The 17063-nt window shown below is 73.1% G+C and carries 16 protein-coding genes; 8 read left to right on the forward strand and 8 right to left on the reverse strand.

The genetic code is table 11. The features are described 5' to 3' along the window. Window positions 1-3 precede the first annotated feature (3 nt). Window positions 4-741: a TetR/AcrR family transcriptional regulator gene (locus tag ACZ61E_RS05075; protein WP_469697633.1), complete on the reverse strand. Its 738-nt coding sequence runs from the start codon at window positions 739-741 to the stop codon at window positions 4-6. Between the two features lie 302 nt (window positions 742-1043). On the opposite strand from ACZ61E_RS05075, the gene ACZ61E_RS05080 reads away from it, so the two are divergent. From ACZ61E_RS05080 to ACZ61E_RS05090, 3 genes are all read left to right on the forward strand, one after another. Further along, a complete protein-coding gene (locus ACZ61E_RS05080) occupies window positions 1044-1724 on the forward strand; it encodes a hypothetical protein (RefSeq protein ID WP_469697634.1) in 681 nt (226 codons plus the stop codon). A gap of 82 nt (window positions 1725-1806) precedes the next feature. Then, window positions 1807-2484, forward strand: a complete 678-nt coding sequence (locus ACZ61E_RS05085) for a class F sortase (RefSeq protein WP_469697635.1) — start codon at window positions 1807-1809, stop codon at window positions 2482-2484. Between the two features lie 59 nt (window positions 2485-2543). Next, the gene (locus tag ACZ61E_RS05090) at window positions 2544-3434 is read left to right on the forward strand and encodes a GNAT family N-acetyltransferase (RefSeq protein WP_469697637.1); all 891 of its coding nucleotides are present in this window, start codon (window positions 2544-2546) and stop codon (window positions 3432-3434) included. Between the two features lie 167 nt (window positions 3435-3601). On the opposite strand, the gene ACZ61E_RS05095 is transcribed toward ACZ61E_RS05090, so the two are convergent. Next, complete coding sequence (locus tag ACZ61E_RS05095; protein ID WP_469697638.1) at window positions 3602-4270, reverse strand: response regulator; 669 nt, start codon at window positions 4268-4270, stop codon at window positions 3602-3604. Beyond that, entirely contained in the window at window positions 4267-5499 is a 1233-nt protein-coding gene (locus ACZ61E_RS05100) for a sensor histidine kinase (protein WP_469697640.1), read from the reverse strand. The genes ACZ61E_RS05095 and ACZ61E_RS05100 overlap by 4 nt, the downstream gene beginning before the upstream one ends. Window positions 5500-5860: 361 nt before the next feature. Here ACZ61E_RS05100 and ACZ61E_RS05105 point away from each other — a divergent pair, with 361 nt between their 5' ends. Both ACZ61E_RS05105 and ACZ61E_RS05110 read left to right on the forward strand, forming a co-directional pair. After that, window positions 5861-6064 carry a cold-shock protein gene (locus ACZ61E_RS05105; protein WP_469697642.1) on the forward strand — a complete coding sequence of 68 codons (204 nt, stop codon included), beginning with the start codon at window positions 5861-5863 and terminating at the stop codon, window positions 6062-6064. A 370-nt stretch (window positions 6065-6434) separates the two neighbouring features. Next, complete coding sequence (locus tag ACZ61E_RS05110) at window positions 6435-7955, forward strand: DEAD/DEAH box helicase (protein WP_469697643.1); 1521 nt, start codon at window positions 6435-6437, stop codon at window positions 7953-7955. 100 nt (window positions 7956-8055) lie between these two features. Here ACZ61E_RS05110 and ACZ61E_RS05115 read toward each other — a convergent pair whose 3' ends face one another. Then, window positions 8056-8352 carry an SCO5918 family protein gene (locus ACZ61E_RS05115; RefSeq protein ID WP_469697644.1) on the reverse strand — a complete coding sequence of 99 codons (297 nt, stop codon included), beginning with the start codon at window positions 8350-8352 and terminating at the stop codon, window positions 8056-8058. Between the two features lie 222 nt (window positions 8353-8574). Between ACZ61E_RS05115 and ACZ61E_RS05120 the strand changes: the two genes are divergently transcribed. Further along, complete coding sequence (locus ACZ61E_RS05120; protein WP_469697645.1) at window positions 8575-8892, forward strand: hypothetical protein; 318 nt, start codon at window positions 8575-8577, stop codon at window positions 8890-8892. 44 nt (window positions 8893-8936) lie between these two features. Here ACZ61E_RS05120 and ACZ61E_RS05125 read toward each other — a convergent pair whose 3' ends face one another. The 3 genes from ACZ61E_RS05125 to ACZ61E_RS05135 all read right to left on the reverse strand — a co-directional run bounded on the left by ACZ61E_RS05125 (window position 8937) and on the right by ACZ61E_RS05135 (window position 12946). Next, complete coding sequence (locus tag ACZ61E_RS05125) at window positions 8937-9581, reverse strand: endonuclease (RefSeq protein WP_469697647.1); 645 nt, start codon at window positions 9579-9581, stop codon at window positions 8937-8939. Then, complete coding sequence (locus ACZ61E_RS05130; RefSeq protein ID WP_469697648.1) at window positions 9578-9970, reverse strand: hypothetical protein; 393 nt, start codon at window positions 9968-9970, stop codon at window positions 9578-9580. The genes ACZ61E_RS05125 and ACZ61E_RS05130 overlap by 4 nt, the downstream gene beginning before the upstream one ends. 288 nt (window positions 9971-10258) lie before the next feature. Continuing rightward, the gene (locus ACZ61E_RS05135) at window positions 10259-12946 is read right to left on the reverse strand and encodes a SpoIIE family protein phosphatase (protein WP_469697650.1); all 2688 of its coding nucleotides are present in this window, start codon (window positions 12944-12946) and stop codon (window positions 10259-10261) included. A gap of 234 nt (window positions 12947-13180) precedes the next feature. Here ACZ61E_RS05135 and ACZ61E_RS05140 point away from each other — a divergent pair, with 234 nt between their 5' ends. Beyond that, entirely contained in the window at window positions 13181-15361 is a 2181-nt protein-coding gene (locus ACZ61E_RS05140) for a DUF6351 family protein (RefSeq protein WP_469697652.1), read from the forward strand. Further along, window positions 15358-16245: an SMP-30/gluconolactonase/LRE family protein gene (locus ACZ61E_RS05145; protein WP_469697654.1), complete on the forward strand. Its 888-nt coding sequence runs from the start codon at window positions 15358-15360 to the stop codon at window positions 16243-16245. The genes ACZ61E_RS05140 and ACZ61E_RS05145 overlap by 4 nt, the downstream gene beginning before the upstream one ends. A 262-nt stretch (window positions 16246-16507) precedes the next feature. Here the strand turns inward: ACZ61E_RS05145 and ACZ61E_RS05150 are convergent, their stop codons facing one another. Continuing rightward, window positions 16508-17035 carry a hypothetical protein gene (locus tag ACZ61E_RS05150; protein WP_469697656.1) on the reverse strand — a complete coding sequence of 176 codons (528 nt, stop codon included), beginning with the start codon at window positions 17033-17035 and terminating at the stop codon, window positions 16508-16510. Window positions 17036-17063: the final 28 nt, after the last annotated feature.

A 17063-nucleotide genomic window follows, 5' to 3' on the forward strand; every position in this document is an offset into this window, starting at 1 on the left:
CTGTCACGCTCCCTCGTCCGCACGGCCGGCACCGTCTCCCGGTGCCGTGGGGTGGCCGATCGTGCCGAGCACGTGCTGGACCATCTCGTCCGCCACGAGTTCGCGGGGCACCGCTCCCCCGCTGCGGGCCCAGTGCGCCACCAGCTCGTTGATGGCGCCGATCAGGGCGACCGTCGCCAGCGTGTAGTCGCGCGGCACCGCCTCGCCCCGGCCGGCGGCGCGGTCCGCCTCACCGATCAGGAAGTCCGTCCACAGGCTCCGCCAGAGGACACGGTGTTCCTCGACGGCGCGGTTGACGCCGATCACCTCGACGAAGGCGACCTGGGCGGACGCGAGGTCCGCGGTCACCGCGCCGACGTACGCGCGGATCAGCGCGGTGATCCTGGTCCGGGTGTCGGCCGTCTCCATCGCGGGATCGCCGAGTACCGCGAGTGTCGCCTCCATGCCGGCGCGGGCGACCTGGTTGTGGAGGGCGATCAACAGGGCCTCCCTCCCCTCGAACTCCTGGTAGAACGCGCGGATCGACACATGCGCCGTGGAGCAGATCCGTTCGATGGACGTGCCCACGTAGCCGCGGGTCGTGAAGAGGTCGGTCGCGGTCGTCAGCAGCCGTTCGCGGCGCTGGGCCCTGCGCAGGTGTCCGGTGCCGAACTCGGCCCCGGGAGCGCCACCGGCCTCACTGGCGCCGTCCGTGTCGTCCGTACCGTTTGTACCGTCCGCGGGGTCACCCGTCGGCTCCATCCGCTCTCCCCGAATCGCGCCATGACTGGCTCACGCCGTACGCCCTGGCGGAGTCACCGGTAAGAGTGCTTACCGAGCATGGCACGCGCGGTGGCCACACCGGCCGGGTTTCCGCGAATTGCCGGGGAGCGCAAGGCGCGTGAGCGCGTGCCCGGGCGGTAACCCGAGTGGCGGCAGTGCCGGTCTCCCGGCGTGCGCTGACAAATCATCACTTCTAGCGTCGGGGTAACTGTGCGGTGCGTCCGGCTGTCCCCGCCGCGCCGCCCCCGACGTTCACCGGACGATCAGGTGTGGGAGGTCCGATGCGCAGGACAGCTACGGCCCCGGCGGCGATCATGGGCGCGGCGGCTCTCGTTCTCGGGGCGGGGTGGCCCGCGTACGCGGGCGACGAGGCCGGATTCGACTACAGCGTCTCCCCCCGGGCGGTCGAACCCGGTGGCGAGGTGGAGATCCGGACCGCGGGCTGCGGGGTACCGACCGTGACCGTCTCGTCGGGGGTGTTCGAAACCGTCACCCTCAACGAGGGCGAGGCGAAGCCGGCCAGGATCTTCGACGACGTGAAGCCGGAGGCGGAGTACGAGATCACCTTCGACTGCGACGGGAAGATCCGCTCGTTGCCCCTGACGATCAGACCGGGCAAGGACGACAAGCACGAGAAGCACGAGAAGCCCGGTGAGCCCAGCAGACCCGGCGAGCCCGAGGAGCCGGCCGAGCAGGGCAGGCCGCCGGGACCGTGGGAGCCGCCCCGGCCGGACCACCCGGAGCGCCCGAAGCACTCGGAGCGCCCGCTCCACCCCGAACAGCGGCCTCATGAGCCCCCGCCGCACGAGGACACCGCGCACAAGGGTGTGAAGGCCGGGATCGGCGGCAGCACCGACGGCGAACCGAACACGGCCGGGCTGGCCGTCGGATCCGTGGTCATCGCCGTCGCGCTCGGCGGCGCCGTCCGGCTCGTCCGCCGACGGTCGGTGAACGGCTCCTGACCACCCACCCGCCCCTGGATCAGGCCGTGCCCCGCCCCGCGGCCGGATCCAGGGGCCCATCCCCGGCGCAGGACGGTGCGTGATGACGGAGTCGGAAAGACTGCGGGCCTCCCGGTGGTCCATGGTCGTACTGCTCCTGCTCGTCGGCGTCTTCGTGGTGCGGATCAGCGCCGAGGGGCAGGTCGTGCTCCCGCCGCGGCCCGCCGGAGCGGGTTCCGCCGTCCCGGACACCGGCGGGGAAAGGGACGCGGTGCCCCGGCCCGACGGAGCGGCCGCGAGGGCCGCGCCCCCGCTGCCGGGCTCCGCCGCGACCCGGATCCTGATCCCTTCGGTACGGGTCGACGCGCCGCTGACCCGGGTGTCGCTGGACGCCGACGGCTGGATCGACGCGCCACCGGCCGACCGGCCGGGACTGGCCGGCCACTTCCAGGGGTCGGTGACACCCGGCGAACAGGGCACCTCGGTGATCGTGGGCCATGTCGACACCGCTCAGGGCCCGGCCGTCTTCTACGACCTGGGCAGTCTCGCCAAGGGCAGCCGCGTCGAGGTGACACGCGCCGACGGCACCACGGCCGTGTTCACCGTCTACGGCGTGGAGTCCTTCGCCAAGGACGGCTTCCCGGCCAGGAGCGTCTACCGCGCGACGGGGGCGCCCGAACTGCGCCTGATCACCTGCGGCGGTCCGTTCACCGAGAAGACCGGATACCAGGGCAATGTGGTCGCCTTCGCCCGTCTCACCGAGACCCGCAAGGCGGCTTGACCGGCGAGGTCCGGCGAAACCCTGTTGCGGCGCGGGCGGAGCCCCGCTGGAGTGGGCGGATGGACCCCGAAGCGGTACGCGCGCTGTTCGACCGGCAGATGCGCAGAGAGGCGCCCGCCGACGGTCCGGGGGCGGTGGTCGAGCGGGTGGGCGACGTGGTGCGCCAGACGGTCACGGGGCCGGGCGCGGAGTCGGGCGGCGGCTGGAACGGTGTCCTCTGGTCGGACCTGGACGCCGGCTCCGCGGATGCCGCGATCGGCGAGCAGATCCGTCATTTCGCCTCCCTCGGCCTGGAGTTCGAGTGGAAGGTCTACTCCCACGACACGCCCCGGGATCTGCCCCGACGGCTGGCGGCGGCCGGTTTCACGCCCGAGCCCCCGGAGACGCTGATGGTCGCCGAGGCCGCCGATCTGCCGCGCGACGCCACGCTGCCCGAGGGGGTGCGGCTGGTCGCGGTGACCGACGCGTCCGGTGCCGAGCTGATGGCCGAGGTCCACGAACGGGCGTTCGGCGCGGACCGGAGTCACACCCGGGAGCGGCTGCTGGCCCAGCTCGCCGCCGCTCCGGGCACGGTCGCGGCGGGTGTCGCGCTGGCGGGTGACGTGCCGGTGAGCGCGGCGCGGCTGGAACTGCCGGCCGGCACGGAGTTCGCCGGTCTGTGGGGCGGCGGCACCGTCCCCGACTGGCGCGGCAGGGGGCTCTATCGCGCGCTGGTCGCCTTCCGTACGCGTCTGGCCGCCGAGCGGGGCTACCGCTACCTCCAGGTCGACGCGTCGAACCTGAGCCGCCCGATCCTGCGGCGCCTGGGCTTCGAGGAACTGAGCACGACGACGCCCTACGTCCACACCCCTGAGGCGGTTCCGGAAGGTCCCGCCCGACCGGCGACGCCTGGCACAGCGCCTCTCCCCGGTGGCCGAGGGGGCACGGGAGGTTCCCCCGCGCTGCCGTGAGCCGGCCGAGTACGCCCGGTACGGGGCCGGTCCTCCGCCTCGCAACGGACCGCACCGGATGCCGCGGGCCCCGTTCTGCGGGCGGACGGCGCGAGTCCGAAGCCAGGACCCAGAACCGATCGGACCGGGAAGCGCCCGCCGGAGCAGCCCGGCGTACCGAACCGGGTTCAGCGCTCCCCCGCCCGCACCAGACCGGTCTCGTACGCGAGGACGACGAGCTGTGCCCGGTCCCGTGCCCCGAGTTTGATCATGGCCCGGCTGACATGGGTCTTCGCCGTCAGCGGGCTCATGGCCAGCTCCGTGCCGATCTCCGCGTTGCTGAGTCCGGCGGCGACCAGGGCCATCACCTCGCGCTCCCGGCCGGTGAGCCGGTCCAGCCGCGCCGCGCCCGCCGCCTCCGGCGCCCGGAGTCTGACGAACTCCTCGACGACCGAGCGGGTCACGGCCGGGGCCAGCAGGCTCTGTCCGGCGGCGACGGTACGGATCGCCGCCCGCAGTTCGTCCGGCTCCATGTCCTTGAGGAGGAAGCCCGCGGCGCCCCACCGAAGCGCCTCGAAGATGTACGCGTCGACCTGGTACGTCGTCAGCATCACCACCCGGACGCGGTCGAGCGCGCGGTCGGCGGCGATACGGCGGGTGGCCTCGATCCCGTCGATGCCCGGCATCCGGACGTCCATGAGGACGACGTCCGGCCGGGTGGTGCGCACCGCCTCCAGCGCCCTGATCCCGTCGGCGGCCTCGGCGACCACCACGAGGTCGTCGGTCAGATCGAGCAGGGCGCGAAAGCCCGCCCGTACGACGGTCTGGTCGTCGGCCAGCACCACACGCACGCTCACGGCCGCACCTCCGGCCGGCCGGCGGGAGGCCCGACCGGCAGCCAGGCGCGGACGAGGAAGCCGCCGCCCGGCACCGGGCCGTACTCCACGCCGCCACCGGCCGCCACCGCGCGCTCCCGTATGCCGAGCAGTCCGAACCCGGGGCCGGGACCGGGCCGTTCACCCTCCGGGCCCGCCACGCGGCCTCCCCCGGCGCCGTCTCCGTCGTCCACGATCTCCACCGTCAGCCGGTCGCCGACGCGGACGACGGAGACGGCGGCCTGCCGGGCGCCCGAGTGCCTGACGACATTGGTCAGTGCCTCCTGCACGATGCGGTGGACGGCGAGTCCGGCCATCGGGGGCAGCCCGTCCAGCTCCCCCTCCTGCCGCATCACCAACTCGACGCCGCCGCCCTCGAACCGTTCGGCGAGTTCGCCGAGCCGGCCGATCCCGGGCGGCGGCGCCATGGGCTCGGCGTCGCTCTCGCGCAACACGGTGACCGTGGCCCGCAGTTCGCGGACCGCCTCCCTGCCGGACTCACGCACCTGCCGCATCGCCTTCCTCGACACCTCCGGCCGGACGTCGAGCGCGTCCAGCGCCACGCCCGCCTGCACGGTCATCGCCGTCACCGTGTGGGCGACGATGTCGTGCAGCTCGCGGGCGATCCGTACGCGCTCCTCACGCACCCGTCGCGCCGCCTCCCGCTCGCGGTCCTCCTCCGCGCGGGCGGCCCTGGCCTCGTACGCGCGCAGCAACTCCCGCCGGGTGCGGACCACTTCGCCCAGCAGCAGCGGTACCAGCGGCCAGATCGCCTCCAGGAGAGGCAGGCCCTGCGGATTGACCATGTCGCCGCCCACCCGCAGTGCCACGGCGCCCGAGACGGCGGCGGCCACCAGCCCGGTCCTTACCGTGCGCCGGCGGTCGCCGAGGACCGCCACGGTGTAGAGCGCCACGATCACCGGCAGATTCAGCAGCTCGCCGATGTGCCCGTACAGCGCCCAGCCGGCGCAGGCGGCCCCCGTGATCACGGCGACGGCCACCGGCTCCCGGCGTCGGCGCACCAGCGCGAGGAGCGAGACGGCGAGGAGCAGCCAGGTGAACCAGTCGGCCTGCCGGTAACCGGGATCGTTGCCGGCGGCGTCGGACGCGGTGAGCAGACCGACGGCCGCCACCACCAGCAGGTCGGCGGTGGGCGGCGGCAGTTCTCCGGCGCGGGCGCGCAGGCGCTCGACGGTCGTCACGCGGTTCACATCCCGCACGCTAGGCGGCCCGGCCGGTGCGTGTGTACGCCGCCGGGAGTAGCCACCGGGTGAAGAACCGGAGAATATTCCCGATCCCGGATCCCCGAAATTTCCTCCGCGGCCCGGCCGATTTCCCGATGGGCCGCCCGGGCGGCCAAGACGTCCCGTACTCGATCGCATGCACCGTGCTACTGTGAGCGCCAGTTGCAGTTGTGGTTCCCGAAGACTTCAAGTGCTCTCGCCGACTATGTGTGCCGGTGAGTGCGCTTTTGTATTTCCGGTGCTTTTCCGGACGGGCTAATCATCCAAAGGCGACGTGGGGTGCGCACAGTGCGGGCCCCCGGGCAGCATTGCCCTGAAGGAGATCAAAATGGCAAGTGGCACCGTAAAGTGGTTCAACTCCGAAAAGGGTTTCGGCTTCATCGAGCAGGACGGCGGCGGCGCCGACGTCTTCGCCCACTACTCGAACATCGCCACCTCGGGCTTCCGTGAGCTCCAGGAGGGCCAGAAGGTGAACTTCGACGTCACGCAGGGCCAGAAGGGCCCGCAGGCGGAGAACATCGTTCCCGCCTGACGCCGACGCGCCAGACGTAGCCGGCGCCCGCATCGCGAGGTGCGGGCGCCGGCTACGTTGCTTTTCCTCCGGGCCGCCCGGTGCGCGTGACACCTCCGGGTGCCGCGTGGGACCAGGTTTCTCCTCGCCGGACTGAACGGCCGGCCGACGAATTTCCCCCGCGCCGGCCGCACAGGACCGCCGGGCCCCTTGCTCCGGTGACCCGGTCGCCGGTTCTCGCGGATTCCCGGAATTTCCGTCCGCCGGTGACGGCGTCCCATGTCCCGGCACGGCTCTGTTTTCGTTTTCCCCCGGCTCGTTCTTGCGATTCCTTGCGCGGTCATTCTGCCCAAGAGTTCCTCGATACGCGCCGCATCGAGAGAGGTTCAGCATGAACCGCACGCCTCGCACGAACGACCGATACCCGCGCACCCGGTCCGGTGGCTCCGGCGGTGGTGGCAGCCGCTTCCGCCCGCAGTCCTCCGGTTCGGGCCGCTCGGGCTCCTCCGGCCGGTCCTACGGCCGTCGTCCCGCCGCCGTACAGGGCGAGTTCGCCCTCCCGGTCACCGTCACACCCGCCCTGCCCGCCGTGGCGACCTTCGCCGAGCTGGACATGCCGTCCCCGGTGACGGAGACCCTCACCGGCCTCGGTGTGAGCGCGCCGTTCCCGATCCAGGCCGCGACGCTGCCGAACTCGCTCGCGGGACGCGACGTCCTCGGGCGGGGCCGTACGGGCTCCGGCAAGACCCTCGCCTTCGGTCTGGCGCTCCTGGTACGCACGGCGGGACAGCGCGCCCAGCCGAAGCAGCCCCTGGCGCTGGTCCTGGTGCCCACCCGTGAGCTGGCGCAGCAGGTCACCGACGCGCTCACTCCCTACGCCCGCGCGCTGAGGCTGCGGCTCGCCACCGTCGTCGGCGGTATGTCGATCGGGCGGCAGGCCGGCGCGCTGCGGGGCGGCGCCGAGATCGTCGTCGCGACGCCCGGCCGGCTGAAGGACCTCATCGAGCGCGGTGACTGCCTGCTGGACCGGGTCGCGATCACCGTGCTCGACGAGGCGGACCAGATGGCCGACATGGGTTTCATGCCGCAGGTCACCGAGCTGCTGGACCAGGTGCGGCCGGAGGGCCAGCGGATGCTGTTCTCGGCGACGCTCGACCGCAATGTCGACCTGCTGGTCCGCCGCTATCTGAACGACCCGGTGGTGCACTCCGTCGACGCGGCCGTCGGCACGGTCACCACCATGGAGCACCACGTCCTGCACGTGCAGAGCGCCGACAAGTACGCGACCACCACGGAGATCGCGGCCCGTGACGGCCGGGTGCTGATGTTCCTGGACACCAAGCACGCCGTCGACCGGCTGACCGAGCACCTGCTGAACAGCGGGGTACGCGCCGCCGCGCTGCACGGCGGCAAGTCCCAGCCACAGCGCACCCGGACGCTCTCGCGGTTCAAGACGGGTCATGTGACGGTGCTCGTGGCGACGAACGTCGCGGCGCGCGGCATTCACATCGACAATCTCGACCTCGTCGTGAACGTCGACCCGCCGAGCGACCACAAGGACTATCTGCACCGCGGCGGACGCACCGCCCGCGCCGGGGAGTCGGGCAGCGTCGTCACGCTCGTCCTGCCCGGCCAGCGCCGTGACATGACACGGCTGATGGCCGACGCGGGGATCGTGCCGCAGGTCGCGCAGGTGCGTTCCGGTGAGGCGGAGCTGAGCCGGATCACCGGGGCGAAGGCCCCGTCGGGGGTGCCCGTGGTCATCTCGGCGCCGGTCTCGGAGCGTCCCAAGGGCGGTTCGGGCGGCCGTGGGCGTGGCCGGTCCTCCCAGGGCCGCAGGCCGTCCGGGAGCGCCGCGCAGGGCCGGTCGGGCGGGGCGCGTCAGTCGTCGTCGCGGAGCTGGTCCGCGTAACAGCGCGGGATCCGGCGGGATGACGCGGACGGCGGGGCCCCGTCACCGGTGGGTGACGGGGCCCCGCCGTATGCCGTGCGCCGTGGCGTGTCCGCGCCGCTCAGTTCCGCGGGGAGGTGCCGGGCGGTGCCGTCTCGGGCGGGCCGGGCTCCCCCGCCGGGGCGGGCACGGGGCGGCAGGTGAAGCCGAGCCGGGTCAGCGCGCGGGTCACCTCGGAGGCCGAGAAGTCACGGCGGTCCTGGCGCGTGATCACCTCGCCCACCTGCTTCACCGGGTACGTACGGCGGTTGATCACGACGGACTCGCCCGTGACCGGTTCGGGCTTGACGCCCTTCATCGCCGCCTGCACCTCGCTCTTGACCAGGTCGAAGGGGAAGCGGGCGATGACGCAGCGCATGGTGCCTCGGCAGGGAGAAGGGGGGTGCGGAGCCCTCAGCATCCCACAGCGGGGCGGGGCACCGAACCGGTCCCGCGATCGCCCGCCGTCGGCGCGGGCGCCGGGGAGATCCGGGCAGTGATCGGGATCCGGGAGGTGATCGCGGCGGAAAACGGGGCAGTCACTGAATGAGGCGCGAAGCCCGACCCCGCGCGGCGGGGGCCGTCAACGCCAGGAGTTCGCATGACCGCGTACGTCATCACCGTCCCGGGCACTTTCCTGCGCACGCTCGACGCGGACTCCCGCGCGACCCTGCTGCGCGCGCTGCGGCCCGCGGACCCCCAGCACACGGCCCTGGGTGAGGCCGAGGACCTGGACATGCTGACGGTGAACGAGGGCGGCACCTTCAGCATCAGGCTGGAGATCGAGGCCGAGAACAAGCGCGGCGCCGAGACGGAGGCGAAGCGGGTGGCGGGCGCCGCGCTCGAACGGGCCGGCTTCTCGGGGGACGAGGCGCCGCTGGGAGCCGCGTTCGTCACGGGCATCGACAGCGAGTACTGACGGCGGCGCCGGGCTCCCCGGCGGTTGCGGCCGGCCGGGGCGTGTCAGGCGCCGGACGGGGTCAGCTCCTCGACGATGTCGTCGTCCAGAGAGGCGCGCACCAGCCCGGCGGCCAGGGCGGCGGGGCCCGCGTCGCCCGCGAGCCGGGTGAGCGCGGCGGGGTCCGTACCGAGGCCCAGTCGTTCAGCGCCGCGCAGCGCCCTGGTGTCGAAGTACGGCGCCACCTCGGGCCAGACGGCCTGCGCCTCGCGCAGGAAGATGTCCGCCCCGACGGGGCCGATCCCGGGCAGGTCCTGGATCAGCCGGCGCAGCACCTCGATGTCGCCGTCCGCCTCGGCCCGCATGCGGCGCGGGTCGCCGTGCCACCGCCGGATCAGCAGATCGGCGCCGTCGCCGAGCCGGGTGGCGGTGCTCTCGTCGTAGCGGCGGTACCCGCCCCGGCCGAGGGCGTCGACACGCTGCTGCCAGGTCGCCTCGGTCATCCGGCGCGGGTTGCGCAGACCCGCCTCGTTCAGGGCGCGCGCCGTGCTGACGGCCACACCGGCGCGGATGGGGGCGCTCAACAGGAGGGCGAGGAGCAGCAGTTGATAGAGGGGCTGTGGTGTGTCACGCAGCCGGATGCCGGCTTCCCTGGCGTAGGTGCTGCCGTGGGAGCTGAGCAGGGCCCGTGCGACGGCGCGCCGGTTCACCGGAATCGAAGAGGGGTCGTGCGCGCGCCGCGCGGGGGGCCGGTGTTGGTGCGGCCGGCGGCGCGCGGGGCCCCGTAGGCGCGGCGGCGGGCGGAGCGGCGCAGGGCTTCGGCGCGCGCCCTGGCGATGTCGGCGCGGGCGTGGGCGATACGGAGCTCCTCGGCGCGCAGGGCCTTGGCACGGTCGTCGTCGGCGGTGGAGTCCCCGTCCGCCTCCCGCGTGTCCTGCGCCGGGGAATCCTTCGACGGGGTGTCGGTCTCCTGCCCGGCCGGCCGTGGCGCCCGCAGATGCGGCAACAGGATCTCCTCCATGCGTCCGAGCGCCACCATGAAGAACAGCATCAGCACCGGAAACACCAGGGATATCAAGACGGTCGGCAGCAGCCCCATAAACCCAGTCCCTTTCTCTTCCCGGCCGAGCGGCGCCGGATTGAGCGGTGCCGGCCAGGAACGCGCCGACCTGAGGTGCGCGTGGAACTCGTCGGGCATGTCGTTCACGGGGCCGTTCTTCGCCCACGTATGCCGGACGGATACCACGTCTGTTGGAGTTCACTCCGAGGTGCCTGATTCGCACTCCCACGAGCGTATGGGCTCCGAACGGACCTCGCTCGTCGGCTCCCGAACGGCCGAGCCCGGGTTGACAGACCGCGGCCCCGTCCCCGCGCGGACGGGGCGCCGTCACAGGGCGGAATCGGCTCCGCCGAGCAGCTGCTCGGTCCAGATGACCTTGCCCTGGGGGCTGTAGCGGGTCCCCCAGCGCTCCGCGAACTGGGCGACGAGGAAGAGTCCCCGGCCCCCCTCGTCGGTGCCGGCCGCCTGCCGCAGATGCGGCGAGGTGCTGCTGTGGTCGGAGACCTCGCAGATCAGGCTCCGGTCGCGGATGATCCGTACCCGGATGGGGCCGGAGGCGTAGCGGATCGCGTTGGTGACCAGTTCGCTGAGGATCAGCTCGGTCGTGAACGCCTCCTCGACCAGGCCCCACTCGGTCAGCTTGCGGCTGACGTCCGCCCGCAGCCTGCCCACCGCGGCGGGGTCGGCGGGGATCTCCCAGTCGGCGACATGGGCGCCGTCCAGCACCCGCGTGCGCGCGACGAGCAGGGCGGTGTCGTCGCGGGGGTGCTCGGGCAGCAGCGCCTGGAGGACCGCGTCGCACGCCTGGTCCGGGGTCCGGTCGGCCTGGGCGGCGAGGGTCAGGCGCAGCAGGTTCAGGCCGTCGTCGATGTCCCGGTGCCGGTCCTCGACGAGCCCGTCGGTGTACAGGGCCAGCAGGCTGTTCTCCGGCAGATGGATCTCCAGGGTCTCGAAGGGCAGTCCGCCGAGCCCCAGCGGCGGGCCGCCGGGCACGTCGGCGAACATGGCCGTGCCGTCGTCGTGGATGACGACGGGCTGGAGGTGGCCCGCCCGCGCCATGCTGCACTTCCCGGACACCGGGTCGTAGATCGCGTACAGGCAGGTGGCGCCGGTGACTCCGGCGTCGGCGCCGTCGACGGCCTCGTCCTGGTCGATGCGGGCGACCAGTTCGTCCAGGTGGAAGAGCAGTTCGTCGGGCGGCAGGTCGAGGGTCGAGAAGTTGTGGACCGCGGTGCGCAGCCGGCCCATGGTGGCGGCCGCGTGCAGGCCGTGACCGACGACGTCGCCGACGACGAGCGCCACCCGGGCGCCGGGCAGCGGGATGATGTCGAACCAGTCGCCGCCGACGCCGCCGAGCCCGCCGAGTCCGGCCTGGGCGGGCAGGTACCGGTAGGCGACGTCGATGGCGTTCTGGTCGGGCAGGCCGCGCGGGAGCAGGCTGCGCTGGAGGGTGACCGCCATGGTGTGTTCGCGGGTGTAGCGGCGGGCGTTGTCGACGCTGACCGCCGCCCTGGCGACCATCTCCTCCGCGACGGACAGGTCCTCGCCCTCGAACGGCTCGGGCTGCGCGGACCGCCAGAAGGTGACGACGCCGAGGGTGACGCCGCGCGCCCGCATCGGGACGGTGATCATCGAGTGGAAGCCCTCTTCGGCGACGAGCTTCCTGGCGCGGTCGGGGTGCTGCTTGTGCCAGCCGGAGAACGCGGCGAGATCCGGCACCAGGATCGCCTCGCCGTTGACGACGGCGTCGCTCACCGGAGTCGACGGGGGAAGGTGGATCAGCTCACCGATCGGGTAGAGCGAGGTGTCCTGGTCGCGGCCGCTGGAGGCGGTGCGGCGCATGGCCGTCACCACGGTGGTCGGCTCCTCGCCGCGCAGGACGGCCTCGACCACGTCGACGGTGACGAAGTCCGCGAAGTTGGCGGCGGCGAACTCCGTCAGCTCCTCGCAGGTGCGGACCACGTCCAGGGTGGTGCCGACCTCCGTACCGGCCTCGTACAGCAGGCTCAGACGCCCCCGGGCCACGTCGGCCTTTCCGGTGAGCGTCTGGAGCTCGGTGGTGTCGCGCAGGGTGGTCACGGTGCCGGGCGGTCCGCCGTCCTGGTCCGTGGGCCGCTGGCTGATGGCGAGCAGCCGCTCGCCGACGGGGTGGACCTCGTCGGTCGCCGTCCGGCCGGAGGCCAGCAGCGCCGCGGTGTCCGGGTCCAGGCCCAGGTCGTCGAAGGCGCGGCCCTCGACGTCCGTCGGCAGGTCGAGCAGTCTGCGTGCCTCGTCGTTGGCGAGCAGCAGGCCGCCGTCGCCGCCGGCGATGAGCACCCCTTCGCGTACGGAGTGCAGAACCGCGTCGTGGTGCTCGTACATACGGGTCATCTCGGCGGGTCCGAGTCCGCGCGTCTGGCGGCGCAGACGTCTGCTCACCAGCGCCGTCCCGCCCATCGTCAGCAGCAGCACACCGGCGGCGGAGCCGAACAGCAGCGGGAACTGGTCCTCGACGACCGCGCTCACGCGCTCGATGGTGATCCCGGCCGAGACCATCCCGATGACTCTGCCGCTCGCGTCGAAGACGGGGACGACGGCCTGCACGAGGGGTCCGATGGTGCCGACGATCTTCTCGGTGATGACCCGCCCTTCGAGGGCGGGCTTCAGATTGCCGACGAACTTCTTGCCGACGCGGTCGGGGATCGGGTGGGTGTAGCGGATCCCGTCGGTGTTGAGCACGACGATGAAGTCCACACCGGAGCGTTCCCTCGCCAGCTCGGCCGGTCTGCGCAGGACCTCGGCGGGATTGGGGTTCTTCAGCGCCGCCTGGATGCCCGGGGAGTTCGCGAAGGTCTCGGCCACGGCGACGGAGCGGTTGCGCGCCTCGCGTTCGCTGTCGGTGCGGCCCTGGAGCACGAGCGCGGCGGAGGCGGCGGCGACGAGCAGTACGACGATCGCCACCTGAAGGAGAAAGACCTGACCTGCGACTGTTCTCATCTTCAGAACCGAGCGCCGGCGGCCGTCGCGTCCGGGCATGCCCCCTTTCTACACCCGTCGTAATCCGTGGGCGAGCCGCGGGTAGGGGGAGGCGGTCTTGACCTCGTCCTCCGCCGGATGAACCATTCTGCGGGTCCGGGAGTGATGTGGAGTGACGTGAGTGTCGGAAGGGACGTCCGCGGGGACCCGTGCGGGGCTGTGCGGGACGTACGGGACGCGCACGTCGTTCCACGGGCCGGTGGCTGCCGGTCCACAGAGCATGGGGGTTCATCGGTGTCCCGTCGGTCCGTCCTCGCCACCGCGCTCGCGGCCGGCGCGCTGCTGTTGACCTGTCTGCCCAGTGCCGCGGCGCAGCCGCCGGGCGGCGGCGAACGTCTGACCATCGACACGCTGTCCACCCGGCCCGACGTGGTCACCGGCGGCGACGTCCTCGTACGGGTCGGGGTCCCACCCCGCCTCGACCCCGACGACGTGCGGATCACCCGCGACGGGACGGACGTCACGGACGCGTTCTCGGCGGCCGGGTCCCCGCCCGGCACCCTGACCGGCCTGGTGACGTCCCTGCGCGAGGGCCGCAGCCGGCTCGTCGCGACCGTCCCCGGCCGGCCCGGCGCGGGGGCGGCGCTCCAGGTGCGCGACAACCCCTCGACCGGTCCGGTCATCAGCGGTCCGCACGAGCGGCCCTTCGTGTGCGGTACGCAGTCGTTCAAGCTGGTCGACGGCTCCACGCTGGGGCCGCCGCTGGACGCGGACTGCTCGGTCGCGACCCGGGTCGACCACGCGTACCGGTCCACGGACGGGACCGTGAAACCGCTGGCCGATCCGGAGAGCCGCCCGGCGGACCTGGCGACGACCACCACGAGCACCGGCGCACGCGTCCCCTTCCTCATCCGTGTCGAGACCGGCACGCTCAACCGGGGCGTCTACCAGATCTCCATGCTGGCCGACCCCGCCGCGCCCGAGCCGACCCGCGCACGGCCCTCCGAGGGGTGGAACGGCCGGCTGATGTACACCTTCGGCGGCGGGTGCCGGGGCGGCTGGTACACCCAGGGCTCGGACACCGGCGGCGTACTGGACACCGAGATGCTGGGCCGTGGGTACGCCGTGGCCTCCTCGTCCCTCAACGTCTTCGGCAACAACTGCAACGACCTGCTGGCGTCCGAGACCACGATGATGGTCAAGGAGCACTTCGTGGAGCGGTACGGAGTCCCCCGTTTCACCATCGGCTGGGGATGCTCCGGCGGTTCGTACCAGAGCCATCAGACCGCCGACAACTACCCCGGTCTGCTCGACGGGATCATCGTCGGGTGCAGCTTCCCGGACGTCACGTCGGCGACCAACACCACGCTGCTGGACGCCCGGCTGCTCGACCACTACTTCTCCGTGAGCGCGCCCAACGAGTTCAGCGCCGAACAGCAGACCGCGGTCGCCGGGTTCCGTGAGCGGGCGAGCATCCCCAACCTGAGCGACGGCGCGAAGCGTCTCGACCCGGACGCGGAGTTCCCCGCCGCGCTGCCCCAGGAGCAGCGCTACGACGCGGAGACCAACCCCGACGGGGCGCGGGGCACGGTCTTCGACCACACCAGGAACGTGTACGGCACCGACCGCCGCACGGGCGCCGCGCTGCGCCCGCTCGACAACGTCGGTGTGCAGTACGGCCTCGACGCGCTGAACGAGGGGGCGATCGACAAGCGGCAGTTCATCGACCTCAACTCCCGGGTCGGGGGCATCGACCGGGACGCCGAATTCACCGAGGGCCGGACGGCGGCCGACCGCGGGGCGACCGAGGCGGCGTACGGCACCGGCCGCATCCTGTGGGGCGGTGCCGGTCTCGCCACCACACCGATCATCGACCACCGCTCCTACACCGACGACCTGCCCGGCGGCGACATCCACATGGCGGTCCACGGGTACTCGACCCGCGCCCGCCTGGTCGCGGCGAACGGCCACGCGGACAACCAGGTGATGCTCGCGGAGGACAACCGGCACGGCTTCAGCCTCCGGAGCCCCGCGCTGCGGTACGCCCTCACGGAGATGGACGCGTGGCTGACGTCGCTGACGTCCACCGGGGCGCGGGCGGGCTGGACGGCGCGGGACGTCGTCGCGCACAAGCCGGCGGAGCTGACGGACGCGTGCTGGACCAGGGACACGGAGCCACGGAAGGTCGAGCAGCGCCTGGCCTACGACAACCCGGGCGAGTGCGGCGCGCTCTACCCGGCCTTCCCGACGCCGAGGCTGGTGGCCGGAGCGCCGCTCGCGGACGACGTGATCGCGTGCCGGCGCAAGGCGGTGGACCCGGCCGACTACGAGGTGACGTTCACCGGCTCCGAGCTGCGGCAGCTGCGGGCGGCGTTCCCGGGCGGGGTGTGCGACTGGAGCCGGAGCGGTCAGGGACAGCGGCCGCTCACGGACCCGTGGCAGTCGGTGCGGGCGGCCGGGGGCGGGGAGCGGTGACCGGGTCCCGGATCGAGGTCGCCGTCCGGGCGGCGGCGTGGCTGGGCGAGGGACCGGCCTGGGATCCGGCCACGGGCCGGCTGCTGTGGGTGGACATACTCTCGGCCCGGATCCACACCTTCGACCCGGCCGACGGCCGCCGTACGGTCATGGCCACCGAGCAGCACGTCGGTGCGGCGCTCCCCCGGGCCGGGGGCGGGCTGGTGGTCAATCTCCGTGACGGCGTCGGACTGTACGGTCCCGGCGGCGAGTTCTCCTGGCTGGTGCGCGATCCGGTGCCGGGGCGCCGGGGCAACGACGCGGCCGTCGCGCCGGACGGCGCGCTCTGGGCGGGCAGCATGCGCTACGACGAGACGCCGGGCGGCGGCACGCTGATCCGGGTCACGGCGGAGGCGCCCGGCGCGCCGGGCAGCTCCGCGGGGACCGTCACGGACACCCGCCCCGTCACCGTCGGCAACGGTACGGGCTGGAGTCCGGACGGCCGGACGATGTACTACATCGACACTCCCACGGGCCGGATCGACCGGTTCCGCGCCGACATCCACTCCCCCGGTGAACCCCTCGTCGACGAGGGCCCGTTGGCGACCGTCGAGGCGGGCGCCGGGTTCCCGGACGGGCTGACGGTCGACGCGGACGGCTGCGTCTGGGTCGCCCTGTGGGACGGCGGCGCGATCCGGCGCTACACACCGGACGGTGAGCTGGACCGGACCGTCGAACTGCCCGTACGCCGCCCCACCTCGTGCGCCTTCGGCGGACCGGGGCTGCGCGACCTCTACATCACCACCGCCCGGGTCGGCGTGACCGCCCCGCACCCCCTCACCGGCTCGCTCCTCGTCCTGCCGGACGCGGGACGGGGGCTCCCCGGCACACCGTTCGCGGGCTGAGTCGTTGCGCCGGTCGTCGCCGAGCGGGCTGCTGGGCACCGGACGAGGTGCGCGCGGCCTCCGGCGCGGGCGCGCACGCCGTGGCGGTCGGTTCGGCCACCGTGGACCCGGTCCGGCCGGCGGCCCGTTTCGCCGGCGCGGCATGGCCCACGACGGCCGGGCGCGGTCCCCGGAGCCGGCCGGGCCCCCGCCCGAGGCGCTCCCGCCGGTCCGTGTTCCGGGCGCGCCTGACCAGGGTGTCGGGGCCCGGGGCACGCGGATGTCACCGCGTGTCGACCCGTGCGCAGAGGTCGTCGACCGAGCCGTGGACCATGGTCACGTCCTTGTACCCGGTCGCGTCGATGTCCAGGGTGTAGACGCCGTCGATCAGATACAGACCGCGCGCCAGGTTGCCGCCGTTCTCCGCGACACCGACGAGCACCGGGCCGAGTACGGACCAGAACTGCGAGCCGTCGGCCCGGTACTCCACGGCCGCCGTGCCGCTCGCGTCCGCGTCGTGGAAGGCCCCGGTGTCGGTGTTGGTGAGCCGCAGCACCAGGTCCCCCCGGTAGAGGACATGCTCCGGGGAGCCGTCCGGACGGGTCGTCACCACCCGCCGCTCCACCTCGTCGACGACGGGCTCGGCGTGGACGGGGACGTCGCAGCGCACACCGGCGGCCACGTCCCAGGGTGCGGAGGGCGCGGGCTCCCAGCCGCCGCGCCCGGTGCCGGAAGCCGCGTGGGCGGGATGCGTCCCGACCCCCAACAGCGGTGTGGTCAGGGCCAGTAGCGCTACGACGGTGCCTCGCACGTGAGTTCTCCCCGGTGACGTGGTGGTC

The organism is Streptomyces sp. NPDC104581, assembly GCF_055583685.1.